This is a genomic window from Enterobacter sp. UPMP2060 (genome assembly GCF_053709655.1).
In genome coordinates this window covers 502,992-525,778 of sequence record NZ_JBSKJQ010000001.1, presented here as the reverse complement: position 1 = coordinate 525,778, position 22,787 = coordinate 502,992, and the positions used below count along the sequence as shown (strand labels likewise).

At 58.6% G+C, this 22,787-nt stretch carries 20 protein-coding genes, 2 tRNA genes and 1 other RNA gene; 14 read left to right on the top strand and 9 right to left on the bottom strand.

The window, feature by feature from the left end; translation table 11 throughout:
* Window positions 1-939 (bottom strand): glyoxylate/hydroxypyruvate reductase GhrA, encoded by a 939-nt coding sequence (ghrA, locus tag ACWKXN_RS02540; protein WP_454543273.1) that lies wholly within the window; start codon window positions 937-939, stop codon window positions 1-3.
* Window positions 940-1,171: 232 nt separating this feature from the next.
* Between ghrA and ACWKXN_RS02535 the strand changes: the two genes are divergently transcribed.
* Window positions 1,172-1,259, top strand: a tRNA-Ser gene (locus ACWKXN_RS02535).
* Between the two features lie 320 nt (window positions 1,260-1,579).
* On the opposite strand, the gene ACWKXN_RS02530 is transcribed toward ACWKXN_RS02535, so the two are convergent.
* Window positions 1,580-2,485, bottom strand: coding sequence for a LysR family transcriptional regulator (locus ACWKXN_RS02530; RefSeq protein WP_094934946.1), 906 nt, complete (start codon window positions 2,483-2,485; stop codon window positions 1,580-1,582).
* A 109-nt stretch (window positions 2,486-2,594) separates the two neighbouring features.
* Here ACWKXN_RS02530 and ACWKXN_RS02525 point away from each other — a divergent pair, with 109 nt between their 5' ends.
* From ACWKXN_RS02525 to ACWKXN_RS02510, 4 genes are all read left to right on the top strand, one after another.
* The gene (locus tag ACWKXN_RS02525) at window positions 2,595-3,455 is read left to right on the top strand and encodes a pirin family protein (RefSeq protein WP_048975956.1); all 861 of its coding nucleotides are present in this window, start codon (window positions 2,595-2,597) and stop codon (window positions 3,453-3,455) included.
* Between the two features lie 21 nt (window positions 3,456-3,476).
* A complete protein-coding gene (locus tag ACWKXN_RS02520) occupies window positions 3,477-4,154 on the top strand; it encodes an isochorismatase family protein (RefSeq protein ID WP_454543272.1) in 678 nt (225 codons plus the stop codon).
* Between the two features lie 137 nt (window positions 4,155-4,291).
* A tRNA-Ser gene (locus ACWKXN_RS02515) sits at window positions 4,292-4,379 on the top strand.
* Between the two features lie 44 nt (window positions 4,380-4,423).
* Window positions 4,424-4,561, top strand: a non-coding RNA gene (locus tag ACWKXN_RS02510) — RtT sRNA.
* 200 nt (window positions 4,562-4,761) lie between these two features.
* On the opposite strand, the gene phoH is transcribed toward ACWKXN_RS02510, so the two are convergent.
* The 4 genes from phoH to efeU form a co-directional block, all read right to left on the bottom strand.
* Window positions 4,762-5,550 carry a phosphate starvation-inducible protein PhoH gene (phoH, locus tag ACWKXN_RS02505; RefSeq protein WP_024908976.1) on the bottom strand — a complete coding sequence of 263 codons (789 nt, stop codon included), beginning with the start codon at window positions 5,548-5,550 and terminating at the stop codon, window positions 4,762-4,764.
* A gap of 500 nt (window positions 5,551-6,050) precedes the next feature.
* On the bottom strand, window positions 6,051-7,334 hold the full coding sequence (gene efeB / locus ACWKXN_RS02500; RefSeq protein WP_033145174.1) for an iron uptake transporter deferrochelatase/peroxidase subunit: 1,284 nt from the start codon (window positions 7,332-7,334) through the stop codon (window positions 6,051-6,053).
* A gap of 5 nt (window positions 7,335-7,339) precedes the next feature.
* Window positions 7,340-8,467, bottom strand: coding sequence for an iron uptake system protein EfeO (efeO, locus tag ACWKXN_RS02495; RefSeq protein WP_454543271.1), 1,128 nt, complete (start codon window positions 8,465-8,467; stop codon window positions 7,340-7,342).
* A 40-nt stretch (window positions 8,468-8,507) separates the two neighbouring features.
* Window positions 8,508-9,341, bottom strand: a complete 834-nt coding sequence (gene efeU, locus ACWKXN_RS02490; RefSeq protein ID WP_193139018.1) for an iron uptake transporter permease EfeU — start codon at window positions 9,339-9,341, stop codon at window positions 8,508-8,510.
* 251 nt (window positions 9,342-9,592) lie between these two features.
* On the opposite strand from efeU, the gene ACWKXN_RS02485 reads away from it, so the two are divergent.
* Window positions 9,593-10,777 (top strand): NupC/NupG family nucleoside CNT transporter, encoded by a 1,185-nt coding sequence (locus ACWKXN_RS02485; RefSeq protein ID WP_454543270.1) that lies wholly within the window; start codon window positions 9,593-9,595, stop codon window positions 10,775-10,777.
* A gap of 70 nt (window positions 10,778-10,847) precedes the next feature.
* Here the strand turns inward: ACWKXN_RS02485 and ACWKXN_RS02480 are convergent, their stop codons facing one another.
* Both ACWKXN_RS02480 and putP read right to left on the bottom strand, forming a co-directional pair.
* A complete protein-coding gene (locus ACWKXN_RS02480) occupies window positions 10,848-11,267 on the bottom strand; it encodes a DUF3574 domain-containing protein (RefSeq protein WP_028019107.1) in 420 nt (139 codons plus the stop codon).
* Between the two features lie 116 nt (window positions 11,268-11,383).
* Complete coding sequence (gene putP / locus ACWKXN_RS02475; RefSeq protein ID WP_039261698.1) at window positions 11,384-12,892, bottom strand: sodium/proline symporter PutP; 1,509 nt, start codon at window positions 12,890-12,892, stop codon at window positions 11,384-11,386.
* Between the two features lie 422 nt (window positions 12,893-13,314).
* Between putP and putA the strand changes: the two genes are divergently transcribed.
* Window positions 13,315-17,277 carry a trifunctional transcriptional regulator/proline dehydrogenase/L-glutamate gamma-semialdehyde dehydrogenase gene (gene putA, locus ACWKXN_RS02470; RefSeq protein WP_454543269.1) on the top strand — a complete coding sequence of 1,321 codons (3,963 nt, stop codon included), beginning with the start codon at window positions 13,315-13,317 and terminating at the stop codon, window positions 17,275-17,277.
* A gap of 51 nt (window positions 17,278-17,328) precedes the next feature.
* Window positions 17,329-17,721: a lysozyme inhibitor LprI family protein gene (locus ACWKXN_RS02465; RefSeq protein WP_039261695.1), complete on the top strand. Its 393-nt coding sequence runs from the start codon at window positions 17,329-17,331 to the stop codon at window positions 17,719-17,721.
* Window positions 17,722-17,794: 73 nt separating this feature from the next.
* On the opposite strand, the gene rutR is transcribed toward ACWKXN_RS02465, so the two are convergent.
* On the bottom strand, window positions 17,795-18,433 hold the full coding sequence (rutR, locus tag ACWKXN_RS02460) for an HTH-type transcriptional regulator RutR (protein ID WP_032658081.1): 639 nt from the start codon (window positions 18,431-18,433) through the stop codon (window positions 17,795-17,797).
* Window positions 18,434-18,678: 245 nt separating this feature from the next.
* Between rutR and rutA the strand changes: the two genes are divergently transcribed.
* Genes rutA through rutF form a run of 6 tightly spaced genes read left to right on the top strand, consistent with a single transcriptional unit; the run spans window position 18,679 to window position 22,769 of the window.
* The gene (rutA, locus tag ACWKXN_RS02455) at window positions 18,679-19,770 is read left to right on the top strand and encodes a pyrimidine utilization protein A (RefSeq protein WP_045142971.1); all 1,092 of its coding nucleotides are present in this window, start codon (window positions 18,679-18,681) and stop codon (window positions 19,768-19,770) included.
* Complete coding sequence (rutB, locus tag ACWKXN_RS02450; protein ID WP_033145167.1) at window positions 19,770-20,459, top strand: pyrimidine utilization protein B; 690 nt, start codon at window positions 19,770-19,772, stop codon at window positions 20,457-20,459. The genes rutA and rutB overlap by 1 nt, the downstream gene beginning before the upstream one ends.
* A gap of 11 nt (window positions 20,460-20,470) precedes the next feature.
* Window positions 20,471-20,857 (top strand): pyrimidine utilization protein C, encoded by a 387-nt coding sequence (gene rutC, locus ACWKXN_RS02445; protein ID WP_010429508.1) that lies wholly within the window; start codon window positions 20,471-20,473, stop codon window positions 20,855-20,857.
* Between the two features lie 7 nt (window positions 20,858-20,864).
* Window positions 20,865-21,665, top strand: a complete 801-nt coding sequence (rutD, locus tag ACWKXN_RS02440) for a pyrimidine utilization protein D (RefSeq protein WP_454543268.1) — start codon at window positions 20,865-20,867, stop codon at window positions 21,663-21,665.
* Window positions 21,666-21,674: 9 nt separating this feature from the next.
* Window positions 21,675-22,265, top strand: a complete 591-nt coding sequence (locus ACWKXN_RS02435; RefSeq protein ID WP_047061542.1) for a malonic semialdehyde reductase — start codon at window positions 21,675-21,677, stop codon at window positions 22,263-22,265.
* 9 nt (window positions 22,266-22,274) lie between these two features.
* Window positions 22,275-22,769 (top strand): NADH-dependent FMN reductase RutF, encoded by a 495-nt coding sequence (rutF, locus tag ACWKXN_RS02430; RefSeq protein WP_023311082.1) that lies wholly within the window; start codon window positions 22,275-22,277, stop codon window positions 22,767-22,769.
* The last annotated feature ends 18 nt before the right edge of the window (window positions 22,770-22,787 follow it).

Genomic DNA, 22,787 nt, shown 5'->3' with positions numbered 1-22,787 from the left:
TCAGTAGCCGCGCTGTCTGTCGACCTGTCCGGTGACCGCGTTACCCTTTTCCATTTCGCTGATGGTATGGGATATATACGCCACCGCTTCTGCCGGACGCGTCACGGCAGCCACGTGCGGGGTCATCGCCACGCGCGGGTGCGCCCACAGCGGGCTTTCCGCGGGCAGCGGCTCACGGCTATAGACATCCAGCATGGCGCCTTTTAGCTTTCCGCTGTCCAGCGCCTTCAGCAGATCGCCTTCCACGACATGTACCCCGCGCGCCAGGTTCATCAGGTAGCTCTGGTCGACGAGCTGATTGAGCAGGGCTTCATTGATGATCCCTACCGTTTCCGCCGTGTTTGGCAGCAGGTTAATAAGCACGCGAGTGCCTTTCAGGAATGCAGGAAGCTCATCCGTTCCGGCAAAACTCTCAACGCCCGGATAATCCTTGCGGCTGCGGCTCCAGCAGCGCAACGGGAATCCCCACGGGGCAAGCGCTTCGGCCACTTTTGAGCCCAGCACGCCCGCACCGAGTATGCCGATCGTAAAGTCTTCGCGATGGTACTCCGGCAGCGGCTCCCAGTGGGCTCGCTGTTTAAAGGCCTGATAGTCATCGAAGCGGCGGAACCAGTGCAGCACCTGGCTCACGGCATATTCCTGCATTTGCTGGCCCATTCCGGTATCTTCCAGGCGGAAAAGGGGGATATCTTCCGGCAGCATTTCAGGGTGTGCCTTCAGTTTGCTCAGAATGGAATCCACGCCGGCTCCCAGGGCAAAAACGGCCTTCAGCTTGCGGCCCTGGAGCATCTCAACCGGAGGATGCCAGACCAGCGCATAGTCAGCATGTTCATTATCGCCACGCTTCCACTCGCGAACGCGTGCGCCGGGTAACGCCGCCGAAAGCGCCTTGATCCAGTATGCCGTATTAAAAGTGGGGTGATAGAAAAGTATATCCATAGTCATTCCTGCCTTTTATTGCGCTGATTTATTTTGCTTTTTCACTGGATGGTCAGCATAACAAATTTATAGCGCGACTGTGTTGCTGATAAAAAAGACGCTTTCAGCACATTTAAGAATCATGTTGCCTGAAGTTTGTCTAAACGCGCTAAATTACTGAAAAAGTGAGTTGACGGCAGTTCGGCTTTTCCTTACATTAGCGCCCGTCCCGGCAACAACGGGATGACAATATGGTGAGGTGTCCGAGTGGCTGAAGGAGCACGCCTGGAAAGTGTGTATACGGCAACGTATCGGGGGTTCGAATCCCCCCCTCACCGCCATATTTAAGATGAGAGCTCGTACGAAAGTACGGGCTTTTTTCTTTTATATTCTCCGTAAAGGGGGGGGATGAGAACCCCCGACTGGGGTTCGACAACTGGCGACAGCCAGTTGGACAGACTGAGAGCGCAGCGAACAGGCTGCCCGCACAAAAACGCCGGGAGCATTTTTGAACAACGCCTGCGTTGGCCCAAAGGGGCGAGGCCCATGGATGGGCCGAGTAACCGCGAGCGAAGCGAGTCAATCCCCCCCCGGTGCTATATGCAGCTCGGTGCGGTCTGAGCCCCTCACCCTGCCCCTCTCCCCAGGGGAGAGGGAAGTGTTACTCTTCCACCATCCGCGCATACTCTTCGGTCAGAAAATCCACCAGCGTCCTGACGGACGGCAGCAGGCCGCGCCGCGAAGGATAAACCGCGTGAATCACTTCGCGTCGGGGTTCCCACGCATCCAGCACCCGTACCAGTTCCCCCGTCGCCAGCTGGTCCTTAACCATCAAAATCGGCAGCTGCACCACGCCGATGCCTGCCATGGCAGCTTCACGTAGCGCCAGCATGTCGGTGGTGATCAATCGAGGATGGTAATGGATCTCCGCTTTGGCACCTCCGGGACCGGACAGCTCCCATTTATGAATATGTTTCCCCTCGTTCATGCTTAACCCGGGCCAGGCACTGAGTTCAGACGGCACGACGGGTTCTCCCATGCGTTGAATCAACGCCGGACCCGCGACCAGACAATGTCCCCTGTCAGCCAGCACCCTTAATACCAGGTCGCTGTCATCAAAGGGACGCGGGCGTACGCGGATCGCGATATCAACCCCCTCTCCCACCAGGTCTACCCGCCGGTTGGTCGCCTCAAGCTGAAGATTAATCCCGGGGTAGCGCGCCATAAATCTGGCCAGCATCGGACCCACGTGGACATGCAACAGAGTTATCGGGCACGTAATCCTGACAACACCGCGCGGTTCAGCCTGCAGTGCAGCCACGGCTTCCTCCGCGGCCTCGGCCTCCACCATCATCGCTTTACAGTGCTGGTAGAAGGTCTGCCCGACCTCGGTCACCGTAAACTGTCGGGTTGTTCGGTGGATAAGCCGCACGCCAAGGCGTTCCTCGAGCTGCGCTATCCGGCGGCTTAGCCTGGACTTTGGCAGATCAAGCGCCCTTCCCGCCGCCGCAAAGCCGCCGTAGTCCACCACCTTCACAAACCAGACGAAGTCATTGAGATCCTGCATAAATCCTCATCGTTCCATTTTCAGAACAGTGAATGCCATTTTCACTATCTACCGGAGTATTAACTCTGAATATAAGCTAATTACATCAACAGAACATCAGGAGTTAATCATGAAAAACGTAACAGGCGTTTATACCGCTCCCCGCCAGCACTGGGTTGGCGATGGTTTCCCGGTACGTTCGATGTTTTCTTACCAAACCCACGGCGAGCCGCTGAGCCCGTTCCTGCTGCTGGACTACGCGGGCCCGTACACCTTTCCGGCAGATGGGGCGAAACGCGGCGTAGGCCAACACCCTCACCGGGGTTTTGAAACGGTCACCATCGTCTATTCCGGTGAAGTGGAGCATCGCGACTCCACGGGCAAAGGCGGCGTCATTGGCCCCGGCGACGTGCAGTGGATGACGGCAGGTGCAGGCATTTTGCACGAGGAGTTCCACTCCAGCGCGTTCTCGCAGAAAGGCGGAGAACTGAAAATGATGCAGCTTTGGGTCAACCTGCCGGCCAAAGACAAGATGGCGGCACCGGGCTACCAGAGCATTACCAAGGATGCGATCCCGGTCGTGACGCTACCGGATAACAGCGGTTCGCTGCGGGTTATTGCCGGTCGCTACGAGACAGTTACCGGCCCGGCGCACACCTTCTCACCGCTCAACGTCTGGGACATCGCGCTGAACCAGGGAAGCCATCTGACGCTCAATCAGCCCGAAGGCTGGAGCACCGCGCTGGTCGTGCTTGAAGGCAACATCACGGTGAACGGTACAACGCAGGCGGGTGAAGCCCAGCTGGTCGTTTTGAGTCAGGAAGGCGACAAACTGCACCTGGAGGCGAACAGCGATGCCAAAGTGCTGCTGATGGCCGGCGAGCCGCTGAATGAACCCATCGTGGGCTATGGCCCGTTTGTGATGAACAGTAAAAGCGAAATCAACGAAGCCATTCGTGATTTTAACTCCGGCCGCTTCGGCCAGATCTGAAATTAATAAAAGGAGAAGATAATGTCTACACCTGCGAATTTTAATGGCGCACGTCCGGTTATTGATGTGAACGATGCGGTGATGTTGCTTATCGATCACCAGAGCGGTCTGTTCCAGACCGTTGGGGATATGCCAATGCCGGAACTGCGTGCCCGTGCGGCTGCGCTGGCAAAAATCGCGACTCTGGCGAAGATCCCGGTGATCACCACCGCGTCCGTCCCACAGGGACCGAACGGACCGCTTATCCCGGAGATCCACGCCAACGCGCCGCATGCACAGTATGTTGCCCGTAAAGGCGAGATCAACGCCTGGGATAACCCGGAGTTTGTTGCGGCGGTGAAAGCGACCGGGCGCAAGACGCTGATTATCGCGGGCACTATCACCAGCGTCTGCATGGCCTTCCCGTCAATCAGCGCGGTGGCGGACGGCTATAAGGTGTTTGCGGTGATTGATGCCTCCGGCACCTACAGCAAAATGGCGCAAGAGATCACCCTGGCGCGCGTGGTGCAGGCCGGTGTGGTTCCGATGGATACGGCGGCGCTGGCCTCTGAGATCCAGAGAACCTGGAACCGTGAGGACGCAGCCGAGTGGGCTGAGGTATATACCCACATCTTCCCGGCTTACCAGCTGCTGATCGAAAGCTACGGCAAAGCACAGGAAGTAGTTAAAAACAGCGAAGTGCTCGATTCACAGCGTTAATAACCCGTGCTGCGACAAGAGCTGATTAAGGCTTAACCGAACGAGCACGAATACAGAAAATCTGCTTGACCGTGTTAGCGCAACTCCCTATAGTAGCGCCCCGTTGCCCCCCAAGCGGTCAGGCAGCAAAAAAATATGGTGAGGTGTCCGAGTGGCTGAAGGAGCACGCCTGGAAAGTGTGTATACGGCAACGTATCGGGGGTTCGAATCCCCCCCTCACCGCCATATTTAAAGAAGAGCTCGCATGAAAATGCGGGCTTTTTTTTCGCATATTGCACGCCTGCGGGGGGATGAGAATCCCCGACCGGGGTTCGACAACTGGCGACAGCCAGTTGGACAGACTGAGAGCGTAGCGAACAGTCTGCCCGCAGGGCGAGCGAAGCGAGTCAATCCCCCCCTCACCGCCATATTTAAAGAAGAGCTCGCATGAAAATGCGGGCTTTTTTTTTCGCATGTTGCACACCTCTGGGGGGATGAGAATCCCCCGGTGCTATATGCAGCCCGGTGCGGCCTGAGCCCCTCACCCTGCCCCTCTCCCCAGGGGAGAGGGGATAAAAAGCACAAAAAACAAAGCCCGGTTTCCCGGGCCTTGAACACAACAGCAAACTCAATAATACGCTTGCAGCGTGCGCTGACAGAGCGCTGAACGCACGCAGTCCTCTTTAGTGAAGCGTACCACCCCAATCATCTCATCTTCCTCAAAACGTGACATGGCGTCGCTCAGCCCGGATTTCACGCCGGATGGCAGGTCACACTGGGTAATATCGCCGTTAACGATAACCGTCACGTTCTCCCCGAGGCGCGTTAAAAACATCTTCATTTGCGCAGCGGTCACGTTCTGAGCCTCGTCAAGAATGACGACCGCATTTTCAAATGTACGTCCGCGCATATAGGCGAACGGCGCGATTTCCACCTTGCCAATCTCTGGTCGCAGGCAGTACTGCATAAAGGATGCACCCAGTCGCTTCACCAGCACGTCATAGACGGGCCTGAAGTACGGAGCAAACTTCTCCGAAATATCTCCGGGCAGGAAGCCGAGATCTTCATCAGCCTGCAGTACAGGACGGGTAACAATAATGCGCTCCACATCCTTATGAATCAGCGCTTCCGCCGCTTTGGCTGCACTGATCCAGGTTTTCCCGCATCCGGCTTCACCGGTTGCAAAGATGAGCTGTTTACTCTCGATAGCATTCAGGTAGTGCGCCTGAGCCTCATTGCGCGCCACAATTGGAGAATTATCACGGCTGTCTCGGGCCATGCCAATTGCTTCTACGCCACTCATCTGCACAAGCGAGGTGACCGATTCTTCTTCACGCTGTTTATGGCTACGTGAATCCCGTCTCAGCACACGTTTTGCTTCGCGACGAGCTTTGATCACTGCTTTTTGTCTTCCCATGGATAGCACCTTGAGTTGTTGGTATTCATCACACGCGCCAGCTTCGGCACGATTATGCGCACGAACATCAGAGGGTTGGCTTCCTTGTAAGCCATTGCTTGCTTTATCGGATAACGATACGGAACAGCTACGCGCACCGTTCTGCACGTCGGTCGAATCAGATTCTTGAGGAAGGGGGGAGAATTTAGTGGTGAGGAAATCGCTGCCGGAGTCTGAGCCTCCGCGCCGGGTGCTGCGGTTGTTATGTTTACCTTGTCCAGTACAGGACGCAACCATTCGCGATCTCCATAGTGATTCAGCATCACTGCCGGGAACTACCGCTGTCTTATCTTAAGTACATCAGGAGTTATCATAAATGCAACATTTATTTTACCTGAATGCAACTTTTAAGACTGTCCCTACAGGTGAAATCAGTCTCATATAGAAATATTACAGAAATATAACAGGAGGATAGTCATATGAAAAAATAATGTCCCCGCGAACGGTTGCGGGGACAATTATCAGGCTTCAATAAGACCTTGAGCGAGGTACGCGTTCCGATCGCGCACGCCCGGCAGGGCAAAGAAATAGCCGCCGCCGATGGGCTTAATGTACTCTTCCAGCGCTTCGCCGTTGAGCCGCTTCTGCACGGTCAAGAAGCCTTTTTCCAGATCGTGCTGATAGCAGACGAACAGCAGGCCCATATCAAGCTGACCGGCGTTGGTCACGCCGAGCGAATAGCTGTAGCCACGACGCATCATCAGGCTGGACTGCGTCTCTTTGGTGCGCGGATTAGCCAGACGAATGTGGCTGTCCAGCGCGATGGTATCGCCATTGGGATCGCTGGCGTAGTCGGGCACGTCATGCTCGTTCTTCATGCCGAGCGGCGCGCCGCTTTGCTTATCGCGACCAAAGATCGTCTGCTGTTCTTTGAGCGGCGTGCGGTCCCAGAACTCCACGTGGAACTGGATAATCCGCACCGCCTGATAGCTGCCGCCCACCGCCCATGCCGGTTCGCCCTGATCCGCCGTCACCCATACCACGTCTTTCATCAACGCCGCATCGCTGCTGTCCGGGTTGGCCGTACCGTCCTTAAAGCCCAGCAGGTTCACCGGGGTCTCTTTCCCTTTACTGCGGGCGGCGTGGTCCGAGATAAAACCTTCCCGCTTCCAGCGCACGCTCAGCAGATCCGGCGTGTGCTTGATGATATCGCGCAGGGCGTGGATCACCGTGTCCTGAGTATTGGCGCAAATCTGCAGGAGCAGGTCGCCATGGCACAGCGCCGCGTCCAGGGAGTCATTCGGGAAACGCGTCATTTTCTGCAGCGCTTTCGGCTTCTGTTTTGCCAGCCCATAGCGCGCGTCAAAGAGCGACTCACCGAGCGAAACGGTAATGGTCAGGTTATCCGGGGCGATAAACGGCCCCAGAATGCCGGAGTCCATTGGCGGAAGACGCGGGTTCGGCGTATCGGGCGCCGGTCCGCCGGCAGTGAGAAACGCGATACGCGTCGTCAGCAGGCGGAACAGGCGCTCCAGATCGGCTTTATCGCTGGCCAGCGAATCAAAGGCCACCAGCATCATGGACGCCTGCTGCGGCGTCAGGATGCCCGACTGATGTTCGCCATAAAACGGCTGCGTCTCCATGCGGGCATTGGGTGACAGCGTGCCGGGCGCGCTCTGCGGTTTCGCCGCATGCGCTACCGGACAGCCACCGGCCAGAGCAAGAGCGCCCCCCAGCGCCCCTACTCCTTTTAACAATCGACGACGTGAAGGCTCAACCACATCGTTCTCGTTATGCTTATTCATCGTGCTTAGTCCAGACCCAGTACGCCGCGCAGCAGAGAGAGATCTTCCGCCAGGGCGGTAATCGGGCCTTTCAGCGCGTTACGGTCGGCATCGGTCAGCTTGTCGTAGGTTTCAAACCCGTCTTTGGTACGATACTTCGCCAGAATGGTGTCGACTTTTTTGAAGTTGGCATCCACTTTGGCCAGCAGTTCGCCGTTCTCTTTCTGCAGCTGAGGACGCAGCAGGTTAACAATTTTCTGCGCGCCGTCGACGTTGGCCTGGAAGTCCCACAGATCGGTATGGCTGTAGCGATCTTCTTCGCCGCTGATTTTGCTCGCGGCCACTTCTTCAATCAGACCAGCCGCGCCGCCCACCACTTTTGACGGCGGGAAGGCCAGCTCGCTGATGCGCTTTTGCAGCTCCAGCACGTCGCCATTCAGCTGCTCGGCGTATTTCTCCATCCCTTTGGTAGAGTTGTCGCCAAACAGCGCTTTTTCCAGACGGTGGAAACCGGTGAATTTCGGATCGGCGGCTTTCTGCTCGTAATCGTCTTCGCGGGCATCAATGCTGCCATCAAGGTCAGAGAACAGTTCGGCAATCGGCTCGATGCGCTCGTAGTGCTGACGGGTTGGTGCATACAGGGATTTCGCTTTTTCGATGTCACCGGCCTTCACCGCATCGGTAAAGGCTTTGGTTGCCGCCGCCAGGTCCGCCGTCTCTTTCGTGACATAGGCTTTATATGCCGTAATCGCGTCGCCCAGGCCCAGCACCGCAGCGCCTTTCGCCGCATCGGCCGTCGCTTCACCTTTGACGATCAGCTTCCCTTTAGGGTTGGTCAGCAGACCGCAGGTCATCTCATACTCGCCCGGCTGCAGGTTGGCGGTCATCTTCTGGCTGAAGCCAGGGGCGATGTTTTCGCGTTCCTCCACCACCAGAACCCCTTTCAGGATCTCCCACTCCAGCGCTTTCTGGCTGTGGTTCTGAATAATGAACTGGGTTTTGCCGCTGTTCACCGTGAGGGTCATCGGCTCACACTGCTTATCATTAACGGTGACTTTAACCTGAGGAACATCCGCGCCCCAGGCGGAGAATGCAGAAGCGAACAGCGCGGCAATGCCTGCGCATAACGCACTACGACGGAACTGAATTGCCATGACTCTTCCCTTTAAAAGTATGTTGTAACTAAAACAAAAATTATGGCGTAACGCGCGACGCCTGCGTGCCGGTACGCGGCGGCATAGCGAACAGCACCAGCGCCGGAACCAGATAGATAAAGTACATCGCCACTTCGCTGACGCTCGGCGTTTCCTGATAGCCGAAGATACCTTCGAGCAGGGTACCGGTCAGAGAGTGCGTGGAGAGCACGTTGCTGAGGTCGAACGCGACGTCCTGGAAATGGTTCCACAGGCCCGCCTCGTGGAAGGCGCGAATCGCCCCTGCCGCCAGCCCTGCCGCCACCAGCAGAATAAACAGGCTGGTCCACTTGAAGAAGGCGCCCAGATTGAGACGAATGCCGCCCCAGTAGAGCAGAAAGCCCAGCACAACGGCGGTTGCCAGCCCGAGCATCGCGCCAACCGGCGGCCAGATACCGACATCCTGCTGAAACGCCGCCAGCAGGAAGAAAACGGACTCCAGGCCTTCACGCGCGACGGCAAAAAAGACCATCATGATCAGCGCCCAGCCGTGGTTATTGCCCTTTTGCAGCGCGTTATCCACCGCCTGCTCCAGCTGCACCTTCACGTTACGGGAGACTTTACGCATCCAGAACACCATCCAGGTCAGGATCACCACCGCAATTACGGCGACGATCCCCTCAAACAGCTCCTGCTCTTTCTGCGGGAACTCCCCGGTGGTTTCGTTGATGAGGATACCGAGGCCCAGACAAAGTGCCGCGGCAAGGAATACCCCGACCCACATGACGCCAATCCAGCGTCCGCGCTGGGTTCGCTTCAGATAGCTGGCGATGAGGCTCACGATAAGGGCAGCTTCAAGCCCTTCACGAAACATAATGAGAAATGGAACAAACATGCCGACACCTTAAATGTTTATCGCGGTCAACTGATGCAAAGAAAGGTAAATTCTTGTGATAGTGATTATCATTACGGCGAAAAGAAACACAAGCGAAATGTGTGGTGTTTTGATGACGAGTTGTAAACGCCGAGCCTGGTAATAGTTACATACGTTACGTTCAGGTTTATAAGTTATAACGAAAATGCCCATTTACGCTGGTACGGGGCTGTGGCTAAATATCCGCCTCAAACACCTGGTGAAAATTAATTATGTTTAAAATTGTCCATTTCCTGCTGGCGCTGGTCATTATTCTCGCGCTTGCCTGGCTGGTAAGTTTCGACCGCCGAAAAATTCGCATTCGTTATGTTTTACAGCTGATTGTTATTGAAATTGCGCTGGCGTTCTTTTTCCTGCACGCCGAAAGCGGGTTATTCCTGATTCAATATGTTTCCGGCTTCTTTGAGTCACTGCTGAAATTTGCTTCGGAAGGGACCAATTTCGTCTTTGGCGGAATGGGGGAAAAAGGGCTGGCGTTCATTTTCCTCGGCGTGCTTTGCCCGATTATTTTTATTTCCGCGCTGATTGGTATTCTTCAGCACTGGCGGATCCTGCCGATTTTTATTCGGGTCATCGGCACGCTGCTGTCAAAACTGAACGGTATGGGCAAGCTGGAATCCTTTAACGCGGTGAGCTCGCTGATCCTCGGCCAGTCGGAAAACTTCATTGCCTACAAGGGCGTGCTGGGCGATCTCTCCTCTCGTCGTCTCTTCACCATGGCGGCCACGGCCATGTCGACGGTCTCCCTGTCGATTGTCGGCGCCTATATGACCATGCTCGACGCCAAATTTGTCGTCGCGGCGCTGATTCTGAACATGTTCAGCACCTTTATTATTCTCTCCGTCATCAACCCGGCGCGCCCGGAAGCGGAGCCGGATATCAAGCTGGAAAAACTGCATGAATCGCAGAGCTTCTTCGAAATGCTCGGCGAGTATATTCTGGCCGGTTTTAAGGTGGCGATGATTATTCTGGCTATGCTGATCGGCTTTATCGCACTTATTAGCGCCGTTAACGCCCTCTTCTCCAGCGTATTTGGCATGAGCTTCCAGCAGATCCTGGGCTATGTATTTTATCCCCTGGCATGGCTTATTGGTATTCCGCTGAGCGATGCCTTAAACGCGGGCAGTATTATGGCAACCAAGCTGGTGGCGAATGAATTTGTGGCGATGATTGAGCTGCAAAAAATCGCTCATCAGATGTCCCCGCGCGGGCTGGGCATTTTATCCGTCTTCCTGGTGTCCTTCGCGAACTTCGCGTCCATCGGCATTGTGGCCGGGGCGATTAAGGGCCTGAACGAGCAGCAGGGGAACGTGGTGTCGCGGTTTGGTCTGCGTCTGGTGTACGGCGCGACGCTGGTGAGCCTGCTGTCGGCGAGCTTTGCGGGGCTGGTGCTCTGATGCAATACCGGGTGGCGCTTCGCTTACCCGGCCTACAAAACAACAACGGCGGGAATTCCCGCCGTTTTTATTAGAACTGCACGCACACCGGCTGGTCGACGCGCATCACCGACTCCTGCGCGAAGCGGGATTTATAAATCCCGCGTAACGCTTCGATGTTCTTCTCGCTCTGCGCATCCTTACCGTGGATCAGCATCAGCGCTTTGCTGGGTTCACGCGCCACTTTCCCGTCGTTCCCCAGCCACTGCCCGCGCGCGTCAAACACCGTTAAGCCATCGCGGAAACGCGGCGTCACGTCCTGATCGACAAACTGCTGCCACTCGTTGCTGGTGATTTGCGCCCCGGCAGGACGATTTAAGCCGAAATAGAGCGTGGTTTGCTGCATCTGGTTATCCGCCTTGCAGGTCTCTACAGCCGCGTGTTGCGATGGCGCCGTGCAGCCAGCGAGCATCAATAATGCCGCTGCCATTACCCCTGTTTTGATTGTCATGCTTCGCTATCCTCATTGTTATAAGCACAGGGATATCACAGGAAATTACGGATTTTGGCAAGAAAAAAGCCGGGTGCGCATGCGCTCACCCGGCCTGCATTGTACAGCGAGAATAATTATTCTGCCTGGAGCTTAGACGGCGGCGCAGTGTGGTAATGCGCGTCGGCTTCAGCAAAGCGTTTCTGCATGGAGGCAGACGGGGCTTTACCCAGCAGGCTGAACACCACGATGCCGATGCTGCCGAAGATGAAGCCCGGAATGATTTCGTACAGGCCCAGCCACGCGAATTGTTTCCAGACGATAACGGTCAGCGCACCGATAATCATCCCCGCCAGCGCGCCGTTACGGGTCATACGTGACCACATGACGGAGAACAGTACTACCGGACCAAACGCCGCACCGAAGCCCGCCCACGCGTAGCTCACCAGGCCCAGCACGCGGTTTTCCGGGTTGGCCGCCAGCGCGATGGCAATCAGCGCCACCAGCAGCACCATAAAGCGCCCTACCCACACCAGCTCTTTCTGGCTCGCATTTTTACGCAGGAAGGCTTTGTAAAGGTCTTCGGTGATCGCACTGGAGCAAACCAGCAGCTGACAGCTCAGGGTGGACATCACCGCCGCCAGGATTGCGGAGAGCAGAATACCGGCAATCCACGGGTTAAACAGAATTTGCGCCAGCTCGATGAACACGCGCTCGGCGTTCTGGTTCACCGCGCCCGCCTGCGCCGGGTTGTTGTTGAAGTACGCGATGCCGAAGAAGCCGACCGCGCACGCCCCTGCCAGACACAGGATCATCCACGTCATGCTGATGCGACGGGCATGAACGATGGTGTGGTGGGAATCCGCCGCCATAAAGCGCGCCAGGATATGCGGCTGACCGAAGTAGCCCAGGCCCCAGCCCATCAGGGAGACGATGGCCACGAAGTTCAGCCCTTTCAGCATGTCGACGTTTTCGATGCTCTTCTGCTTGATCACTTCCAGCGATTCGCCAAAGCCGCCAACGGTGAAAATCACAATCACCGGAGTCAGGATCAGGGCGAAGATCATCAGGCTCGCCTGCACGGTATCGGTCCAGCTTACCGCCAGGAACCCGCCCACGAAGGTATAGAGGATGGTCGCCGCCGCACCGGCCCACAGGGCGGTTTCGTAGCTCATGCCGAAGGTGCTTTCGAACAGACGCGCGCCGGCCACGATGCCGGAGGCACAGTAGATGGTGAAGAACAGCAGGATAACTACCGCAGAGATAATGCGCAGGATGCGGCTGTTATCTTCAAAACGTCCGGTGAAGTAATCCGGCAGCGTCAGGGCGTTGTTGTTGGCCTCGGTATGCACGCGCAGACGGCCTGCCACCAGCTTCCAGTTGATCCATGCGCCGACGGTCAGGCCGATGGCGATCCAGCTTTCCGAGATACCGGAGATAAAAATCGCGCCGGGCAGCCCCATCAGCAGCCAGCCGCTCATGTCGGAGGCGCCCGCAGAGAGTGCGGTCACCATCGGGCCTAAACTGCGTCCGCCCAGAATGTAGTCGTCAAAGTTCTTTGTAGAACGCCACGCCAAAAACCCTATCAGGATCATGCCAAAAATATAAACGAGAAATGTCACCAGCATCGGTGTGCTAATAGCCATTCAAATTCTCCAAAATGTCGAGCGACAACCATCCGGGCTGCCTTGTTATATGATCACCGGAACGAGGTGAATGTATCTTGTGTTTCGGTTGGGCGCGCTATCCTGCCGTATGCGCCTTCCGCTGACAAACGATTTAACACTGCATTTACATCAATTTCATCCCCGGTTTGATACGAGTTTCCTATAGGTTGCACTCGCTCACGCTTTTACGGGTTGCACCTTTGAAAAGTGTTAACTACCGCATAAAACCAGGTCTCCTGCACAAAAGCCAGCGCGTTTTACCAGCTAACCATTCGTTAACAATCCATTCATTTTCCGGGTTGCAAACCAGGTCACATTTAACACGGTTGCACAAAGTTGCAACATGGTGGATATTTCACGCTATCAACAGAACGCTATTACAGAACAACAGGAGCTTTGGCATGGGTATGACCACCATGGGGGTTAAGCTGGATGACGCAACCCGCGAACGGATTAAGACCGCAGCAACCCGCATTGACCGCACGCCGCACTGGTTAATTAAGCAGGCGATTTTTAACTATCTCGAAAGACTCGAGAGCGATGAGGGCCTGCCGGAGCTGCCTGCCCTGCTGGCCGGCGCGGCGAACGAAAGTGAAGAAGCCCCGGCCGCTGGCGACGAGAACCATCAGCCGTTCCTCGAATTCGCCGAGCAGATCCTGCCGCAGTCCGTCAGCCGTGCCGCCATTACCGGCGCCTACCGCCGTGCCGAAACCGACGCCGTGCCGATGCTGCTGGAGCAGGCTCGCCTGCCGGAAGCCATTGCCGCACAGGCGCACAGCCTGGCGTATCAGTTAGCCGACAAGCTGCGCAACCAGAAAACCGCCACCGGCCGCGCCGGGATGGTTCAGGGTCTGCTGCAGGAGTTTTCCCTCTCGTCTCAGGAAGGCGTGGCGCTGATGTGCCTCGCGGAAGCGCTGCTGCGTATTCCGGATAAAGCCACCCGCGACGCGCTGATCCGCGACAAGATCAGCAACGGTAACTGGCATTCCCACATTGGCCGCAGCCCGTCGCTGTTCGTCAACGCGGCAACCTGGGGCCTGCTGTTTACCGGCAAACTGGTCTCCACTCATAACGAAGCCAACCTCTCCCGCTCCCTGAACCGCATCATCGGCAAGAGCGGCGAGCCGCTGATCCGCAAAGGCGTGGATATGGCGATGCGCCTGATGGGCGAGCAGTTTGTCACCGGGGAAACCATTGCCGAAGCGCTGGCGAACGCCCGCAAGCTGGAAGATAAAGGTTTCCGCTACTCGTACGACATGCTGGGCGAAGCGGCCCTGACCGCCGCCGACGCGCAGGCCTACATGGTTTCTTACCAGCAGGCGATCCACGCCATTGGTAAAGCGTCCAACGGTCGCGGTATTTATGAAGGCCCGGGCATCTCCATTAAGCTCTCCGCCCTGCACCCGCGCTACAGTCGCGCGCAGTTCGACCGGGTGATGGAAGAACTCTACCCGCGCCTGAAGTCCCTGACCCTGCTGGCGCGCCAGTATGACATCGGCATTAACATCGACGCCGAAGAGGCCGACCGTCTGGAGATCTCCCTCGATCTGCTGGAAAAACTGTGCTTCGAGCCGGAGCTGGCAGGCTGGAACGGCATTGGCTTCGTTATCCAGGCCTACCAGAAGCGCTGCCCGTTCGTCATTGATTACCTGATTGACCTGGCAAGCCGCAGCCGCCGTCGCCTGATGATCCGTCTGGTGAAAGGCGCCTACTGGGACAGCGAAATCAAACGCGCCCAGATGGAAGGGCTGGAAGGCTATCCGGTCTATACCCGCAAGGTATACACCGACGTCTCTTACCTCGCCTGTGCGAAAAAGCTGCTCGGCGTGCCGAACCTGATCTATCCGCAGTTCGCTACCCACAACGCCCATACCCTGGCGGCAATCTACAGCCTGGCCGGGCAAAACTACTATCCGGGACAGTACGAGTTCCAGTGCCTGCACGGCATGGGTGAACCGCTGTACGAGCAGGTCACCGGTAAAGTGGCGGACGGCAAGCTGAACCGCCCGTGCCGTATCTATGCTCCGGTGGGAACGCACGAAACCCTGCTGGCGTACCTGGTGCGTCGTCTGCTGGAAAACGGCGCGAACACCTCCTTCGTCAACCGCATCGCCGACACCACGCTGCCGCTGGACGAGCTGGTGGCCGATCCGGTGCAGGCCGTTGAGAAGATGGCGGCACAGGAAGGCCAGGTTGGCCTGCCGCATCCGAAGATTGCCCTGCCGCGCGAGCTGTACGGCAAAGGCCGCGTCAACTCGGCGGGTCTGGATCTCGCCAACGAACACCGTCTGGCGTCCCTCTCCTCTGCCCTGCTCAACAGCGCGCTGCAGAAGTGGCAGGCCAAACCGATGCTGGAGCAGCCCGTTGCAGACGGCGAAATGCAGCCGGTGATCAACCCGGCCGAGCCGAAGGATATCGTCGGCTACGCGCGAGAAGCGACCGAAGCGGAAGTGGATCAGGCGCTGGACAGCGCGGTGAACAACGCCCCTATCTGGTTTGCCACGCCGCCGCAGGAGCGCGCCGCGATTCTGGAGCGCGCGGCGGTGCTGATGGAAGATCAGATGCAGTCGCTCATCGGCATTCTGGTGCGCGAGGCGGGTAAAACCTTCAGCAACGCGATTGCCGAAGTGCGCGAGGCCGTCGACTTCCTGCACTACTACGCCGGTCAGGTGCGCGATGATTTCGATAACGAAACCCACCGTCCGCTGGGTCCAGTCGTCTGTATCAGTCCGTGGAACTTCCCGCTGGCGATCTTCACCGGCCAGATTGCCGCCGCGCTGGCCGCAGGCAACAGCGTGCTGGCAAAACCGGCAGAGCAGACCCCGCTGATTGCCGCGCAGGGCATCAACATTCTTCTCGAAGCCGGCGTGCCGGCGGGCGTGGTTCAGCTGCTGCCGGGCCGCGGTGAAACGGTCGGTGCCAAACTGACCTCCGATAACCGCGTGCGCGGCGTGATGTTCACCGGTTCGACCGAAGTGGCGTCTCTGCTGCAGCGCAATATTGCCACCCGTCTGGATGCGCAGGGCCGCCCTACTCCGCTCATCGCGGAAACCGGCGGGATGAACGCCATGATCGTTGACTCCTCTGCCCTTACCGAGCAGGTGGTGGTCGACGTGCTGGCCTCCGCGTTCGACAGCGCCGGTCAGCGCTGCTCCGCCCTGCGCGTGCTGTGCCTGCAGGACGACGTGGCGGACCACACGCTGAAGATGCTGCGCGGCGCGATGGCCGAATGCCGCATGGGCAACCCGGGCCGTCTCACCACCGATATCGGGCCGGTGATCGACGCGGAAGCCAAAGCCAACATCGAAAACCACATTCAGACCATGCGCGCGAAAGGCCGCCCGGTGTTCCAGGCGGTGCGCGAGAACAGCGAAGATGCGCGCGAATGGCGGACCGGCACCTTTGTGCCGCCAACGCTGATTGAGCTGGCAAGCTTCGACGAGCTGAAAAAAGAGGTCTTCGGCCCGGTGCTGCACGTGGTGCGCTACAACCGTAACAACCTGAACGAGCTGGTTGAGCAGATCAACGCCTCCGGCTATGGCCTGACGCTCGGCGTGCATACCCGTATCGACGAGACTATCGCGCAGGTCACCGGCAGCGCCAAAGTGGGCAACCTGTACGTTAACCGCAACATGGTTGGCGCGGTCGTGGGCGTGCAGCCGTTCGGCGGCGAAGGCCTTTCCGGCACCGGTCCGAAAGCGGGCGGTCCGCTCTACCTGTACCGCCTGCTGGCGAACCGTCCGGAGAACGCCCTGGGCGTCATCCTGGCACGCCAGGATGCGGACTATCCGGTGGATGCGCAGCTGAAAACCGTGCTGACCCAGCCGCTGGAGGCGCTCATTACATGGGCAGAAAAACGTCCTGAACTGCGTGCCGTCGCGAAGCAGTACGGCGAGCTGGCGCAGGCGGGCACGCAGCGTCTGCTGCCGGGGCCAACCGGCGAGCGCAACACCTGGACGCTGATGCCTCGCGAGCGCGTGCTGTGCGTGGCCGATAACGAGCAGGACGCGCTGGTGCAGCTGGCCGCCGCGATGGCAACCGGCTGTGAAGTGCTGTGGCCGGAAGATGCCCTGCATCGCGATCTCGCCAAACAGCTGCCGAAAGCGGTCTCGGCCCGCATTCGCTTCGCGAAAGCCGATAGCCTGCTGACCCAGCCGTTTGATGCGGTGATCTACCACGGTGATTCCGATCAGCTGCGCGAACTGTGCGAGCAGGTTGCGGCCCGCAGCGGCGCCATCGTTTCCGTGCAGGGCTTTGCGCGCGGGGAAACCAACCTGCTGCTGGAGCGTCTGTACGTGGAGCGCTCGCTCAGCGTCAACACCGCGGCGGCAGGCGGTAACGCCAGCCTGATGACAATAGGCTAACGCTGTGTTAATAAGGCTCCGGAGACGGAGCCTTATTTTATTGGGGAGTATATGAAACGATTTCTTATCGCCAGTGCGGCACTGCTAATGAGCGCCAGCGCGCTGGCCGACGAGTGCGACAACGCGACCACCCAGCTTGAACTGAATACCTGTAGCGCGCAGCAGTACCAGGCTGCCGATAAAAAACTCAACCAGACGTATCAGGCCGCCATCAAACGCGCGGCAGCTCCTCAGCGCGACCTGCTGAAAAAAGCGCAGCAGGCGTGGATTACCCTGCGCGATGCGGACTGCGCGTTTATCGGTTCGGGGACGGAAGGCGGGAGCGTCCAGCCAATGATTGTTAACCAGTGCCTGGCGGAAAAAACCGTGGAGCGCGAAGCGTTTCTGGCCTCGCTGATGCAGTGTGAAGAGGGCGACTTAAGCTGCCCTCTCCCGCCGGGCTGAGGGATCCCCACAAAATAATACCTGCGCGGACGGCCCCCTCTCCCTTGAGGGAGAGGGCTGGGGTGAGGGGAAACTAGCGCAGGCGGATCCCTTCGATAATCATCCGCTGCACGTTTTCCAGGGTGCTGTGGAAAAACGCCTCGTCCTGGAGCGTTTTACCGGTCACCGCCTCAACCTGGGCCGCAAAGTCAGCGTAATGCTGGGTGGAGGCCCAGATCATAAAGATCAGATGATGCGGGTCGACCGGGGCCAGTTTTCCGCTGGCGACCCATCCGGCAATAATGGCCGACTTATCGTCCACCAGCTGCTTTAAATCTCCGGTTAATTCCGCCTGCAGCAGCGGCGCGCCCTGCAACATCTCAAGACAAAACAGTCGCGACGCCTGCGGGTAATCGCGCGACACCTCCAGCTTCAGGCGAATGTACTCTTTGATCGCCACCAGCGGGGCCAGCTCTGCGCGGAACGCTTTGAGGGGCGCCAGCCAGATATCGAGGATCTGCTGCATAACCGCCACATAGAGCGCCTCTTTCGACGGGTAATAGTAAAGCAGATTGGTTTTGGATACGCCGGACTGCTCCGCCACCTGCTCCAGGCGCGTGCCGTGAATACCAAACTGCGAAAAAGTCTCCAGCGCCGCGCTGAGGATCGCCTGCTTCTTGGCGCTCACCGCCTGCGAACGTTTACCTGGTGTTTTCACTGCGCCTTGTGCCATTCCCGCTCTCCTTATTCTGCGTTGCCCTCAGCATAGCAAAACCCCCGACTCGCCACGACACCCTGCACTCCGATCGCGCATGAATGCCTGTTTTCTGTGCAATGTTTTTGACCAGTTAGTCCACATTTGGCCGCATCAATCCACCAACTTCTGATTAACACATTAATAACACAGCCATTTTCAAAACTGGCACCGCCTTTGCAAAAACACCGATACACCTGCGACGTAATGAAGAGAGGTTCGTGATGAAAATTGGCGTATTTGTACCCATCGGCAACAACGGCTGGCTTATCTCGACCACTGCACCGCAATACATGCCGACCTTTGAGCTCAATAAAGCCATCGTGCAGAAAGCAGAGCACTACCATTTCGACTTTGCGCTTTCGATGATCAAGCTGCGCGGCTTTGGCGGCAAAACTGAATTCTGGGATCACAACCTGGAGTCCTTTACCCTGATGGCCGGGCTGGCCGCGGTCACCTCGCGGATCCAAATCTACGCCACCGCCGCCACGCTCACCCTGCCCCCGGCGATCGTCGCGCGCATGGCCTCCACCATCGACTCCATCTCCGGCGGGCGTTTTGGCGTCAACCTGGTCACCGGCTGGCAAAAACCGGAGTACGAGCAGATGGGGCTCTGGCCGGGTGACGAGTACTTCTCGCGTCGCTACGACTACCTGACCGAATACGTGCAGGTGCTGCGCGACCTGTGGGGGACCGGCAAAAGCGATTTCAAGGGCGATTTCTTCACCATGAACGACTGCCGCGTCAGCCCGCAGCCGTCGGTGCCGATGAAGGTGATTTGCGCCGGACAAAGCGACGCGGGGATGGAGTTTTCCGCGAAATACGCCGACTTCAACTTCTGCTTCGGTAAAGGCGTGAACACGCCTGCCGCCTTCGCCCCGACCGCCGCGCGCATGAAAGAGGCCGCCGACAAAACCGGGCGCGACGTGGGCTCCTACGTGCTGTTTATGGTGATCGCCGACGAGACCGACGACGCCGCGCGCGCCAAATGGGAGCGCTATAAGGACGGCGCCGACGAGGAGGCCCTGAGCTGGCTCACCGAACAGAGCCAGAAGGATACCCGCTCCGGGGCGGATACCAACGTTCGCCAGATGGCCGACCCGACCTCCGCCGTCAATATCAACATGGGCACGCTGGTCGGCTCGTACGCCAGCGTCGCCAGAATGCTGGACGAAGTGGCGGCCGTGCCCGGTGCGGAAGGCGTTCTACTGACCTTCGACGATTTCCTCACCGGCGTGGAGACCTTCGGCGAGCGCATCCAGCCGCTGATGCAGTGCCGCGCCCACATCCCTGCCGTCACGAAGGAGGTGGCGTAATGACGACCCTTAACGCACGCCCGGAAGCCATCACCTTCGCGCCGCAGCAGAGCGCGCTGATCGTGGTGGACATGCAAAACGCCTACGCCAGCCAGGGCGGTTATCTGGATCTGGCTGGGTTCGACGTCTCCGCCACCCGGCCGGTGATCGAGAACATTAAAACTGCCGTCGCCGCCGCGCGCGCCGCGGGCATGCTCATCATCTGGTTCCAGAACGGCTGGGATGACCAGTACGTCGAGGCAGGCGGCCCCGGCTCGCCCAACTTCCACAAGTCGAACGCCCTGAAAACCATGCGTAAACGGCCCGAACTGCAGGGCAAGCTGCTGGCGAAAGGCGGCTGGGACTATCAGCTGGTGGATGAGCTGGTACCGCAGGCGGGCGATATTGTTCTGCCCAAACCGCGCTACAGCGGCTTTTTCAACACCCCGCTCGACAGCCTGCTGCGCAGCCGGGGCATTCGTCATCTGGTGTTCACCGGCATCGCCACCAACGTCTGCGTGGAGTCGACCCTGCGCGACGGCTTTTTCCTCGAGTATTTTGGCGTGGTGCTGGAAGACGCGACCCACCAGGCCGGGCCGGAATTCGCCCAGAAAGCGGCCCTGTTCAACATCGAAACCTTTTTTGGCTGGGTCAGTAACGTCAATGATTTCTGCGACGCCCTGACTCCCCCGCTCGCCCGTATCGCCTGAGGAGACGCCTGATGCCAAAATCCGTGATTATTCCGCCGGGCACCAGCACGCCGATTGCCCCGTTTGTTCCCGGCACCCTCGCCGACGGCGTGGTGTATGTCTCCGGCACGCTGCCGTTTGATAAAGACAACAACGTGGTGTTTATCAACGACCCAAAGGCGCAAACCCGCCACGTGCTGGAGACGATCAAAACCGTGATCGAAACGGCGGGTGGCACGATGGAGGATGTGACCTTCAACAGCATCTTTATCACCGACTGGAAAAACTACGCCGCGATTAACGAGATTTACGCCGAGTTCTTCCCCGGCGATAAACCGGCGCGGTTCTGCATTCAGTGCGGGCTGGTGAAGCCAGAGGCGCTGGTTGAGATCGCCACCGTTGCGCACATCGCGAAGTGAGGCAGGTATGAAACTTTCCGTCTCGCCGCCCCCGTACGAGGGCGCGCCCGTGGTGGTCTTTATTTCCGGTCTCGGCGGCAGCGGCAGCTACTGGCTGCCCCAGCTGGCCGCGCTGGAGCCGGAGTATCAGGTGGTGTGCTATGACCAGCGGGGAACTGGCAATAACCCCGCCACCCTGCCGGAAGGGTACAGCCTTGCGCAGATGGCGGACGAGCTGGCCCAGGCGCTGGCTGAAGCCGGGATTGTCCGCTACAGCGTCGTGGGTCACGCGCTGGGGGCGCTGGTCGGCCTGCAACTGGCCCTCGACAGGCCCGACGCCCTCACCGCGCTGGTGTGCGTTAACGGCTGGTTGACCCTCAACGCCCACACCCGCCGCTGCTTTCAGATCCGCGAGCGCCTGCTGCATTACGGCGGCGCACAGGCGTGGGTCGAGGCGCAGCCGCTGTTTCTCTACCCTGCGGACTGGATGGCCGCCCGCGCCCCCCGTCTGGAGGCCGAAGAAGCGCTGGCGTTGGCCCATTTCCAGGGCAAAACCAACCTGCTGCACAGGCTCAGCGCCCTGAAAAAGGCCGACTTCAGCCGCCATGCCGCGCGCATTCGCTGCCCGGTACAGATTATCTGTTCTGCCGACGACATGCTGGTGCCCTCAGTCTGCTCATCCGAGCTGCAGGCGGCGATCCCGCACAGCCACAGCGTGGTAATGCGCCAGGGCGGGCACGCCTGCAACATCACCGAGCCGGATACCTTTAACACCCTGCTGCTGAACGGGCTTGCCAGCCTGCTGCACAGCCCGGAACCCGCTTTATAAGGAGCTTTAATGAGCGAAGCCATTACCCCCGCCGCGCTGGAAACGCTGTTCACCGGCGCGCGCACCCACAACGGCTGGCAGGATATGCCCGTCAGCGACGAAACGCTGCGCGAAATCTACAACCTGATGAAATGGGGGCCCACGTCCGCCAACTGCTCCCCGGCGCGAATTGTGTTTGTGCGAAGCGCGGAGGGAAAAGAGAAGCTGCGCCCGGCGCTCTCCAGCGGCAACCTCGAGAAAACGCTCACCGCCCCGGTCACGGCGATTGTCGCCTGGGACGGTGAATTCTACGAGCGCCTGCCTGAACTGTTCCCGCACGGCGATGCAAAGAGCTGGTTCACCACCAGCCCCGCGCATGCGGAAGAGACCGCCTTTCGCAACAGTTCAATGCAGGCCGCTTACCTGATTTTCGCCTGTCGCGCCCTGGGGCTGGACACCGGCCCGATGTCGGGATTTGACCGCCAAAAGGTCGACGAAGCCTTTTTCACCGGCACGACGCTTAAAAGCAATCTGCTGATCAACATTGGCTACGGCGATACCCGCAAACTTTACGGGCGCCTGCCGCGTCTGGACTTTGACGATGCCTGCGGGCTGGCGTAAGGAGCGATGATGACAACACCGGATAAACAAACCTTTCGCGACGCCATGGCCTGCGTTGGCGCGGCGGTCAACATCATCACCACCGACGGCCCGGCGGGGATGGCAGGCTTCACCGCCAGCGCGGTGTGCAGCGTCACGGATTCACCGCCCACCCTGCTGGTGTGCCTGAACCGCGGTGCGTCCGTCTGGCCAACGTTTAGCGAAAACCGCACCCTTTGCGTGAATACCCTGAGCGCCGGACAGGAGCCTTTATCTAACCTGTTTGGCGGTAAAACGCCGATGGCGGAACGCTTTGCCGCCGCCCGCTGGCAGACGGGCGACACGGGCTGTCCGCGTCTGGAAGATGCGCTGGCCTCGTTTGACTGCCGCATCAGCCAGGTGGTGAGCGTCGGCACCCACGACATTCTGTTTTGCGACATTATTTCGATTATTCGCCACCCCGCGCCGCAAGGGCTGGTGTGGTTTGACCGCGGCTACCACGCGCTTATGCGACCCGCCTGTTAACCCGCCTTAAGGAGACAG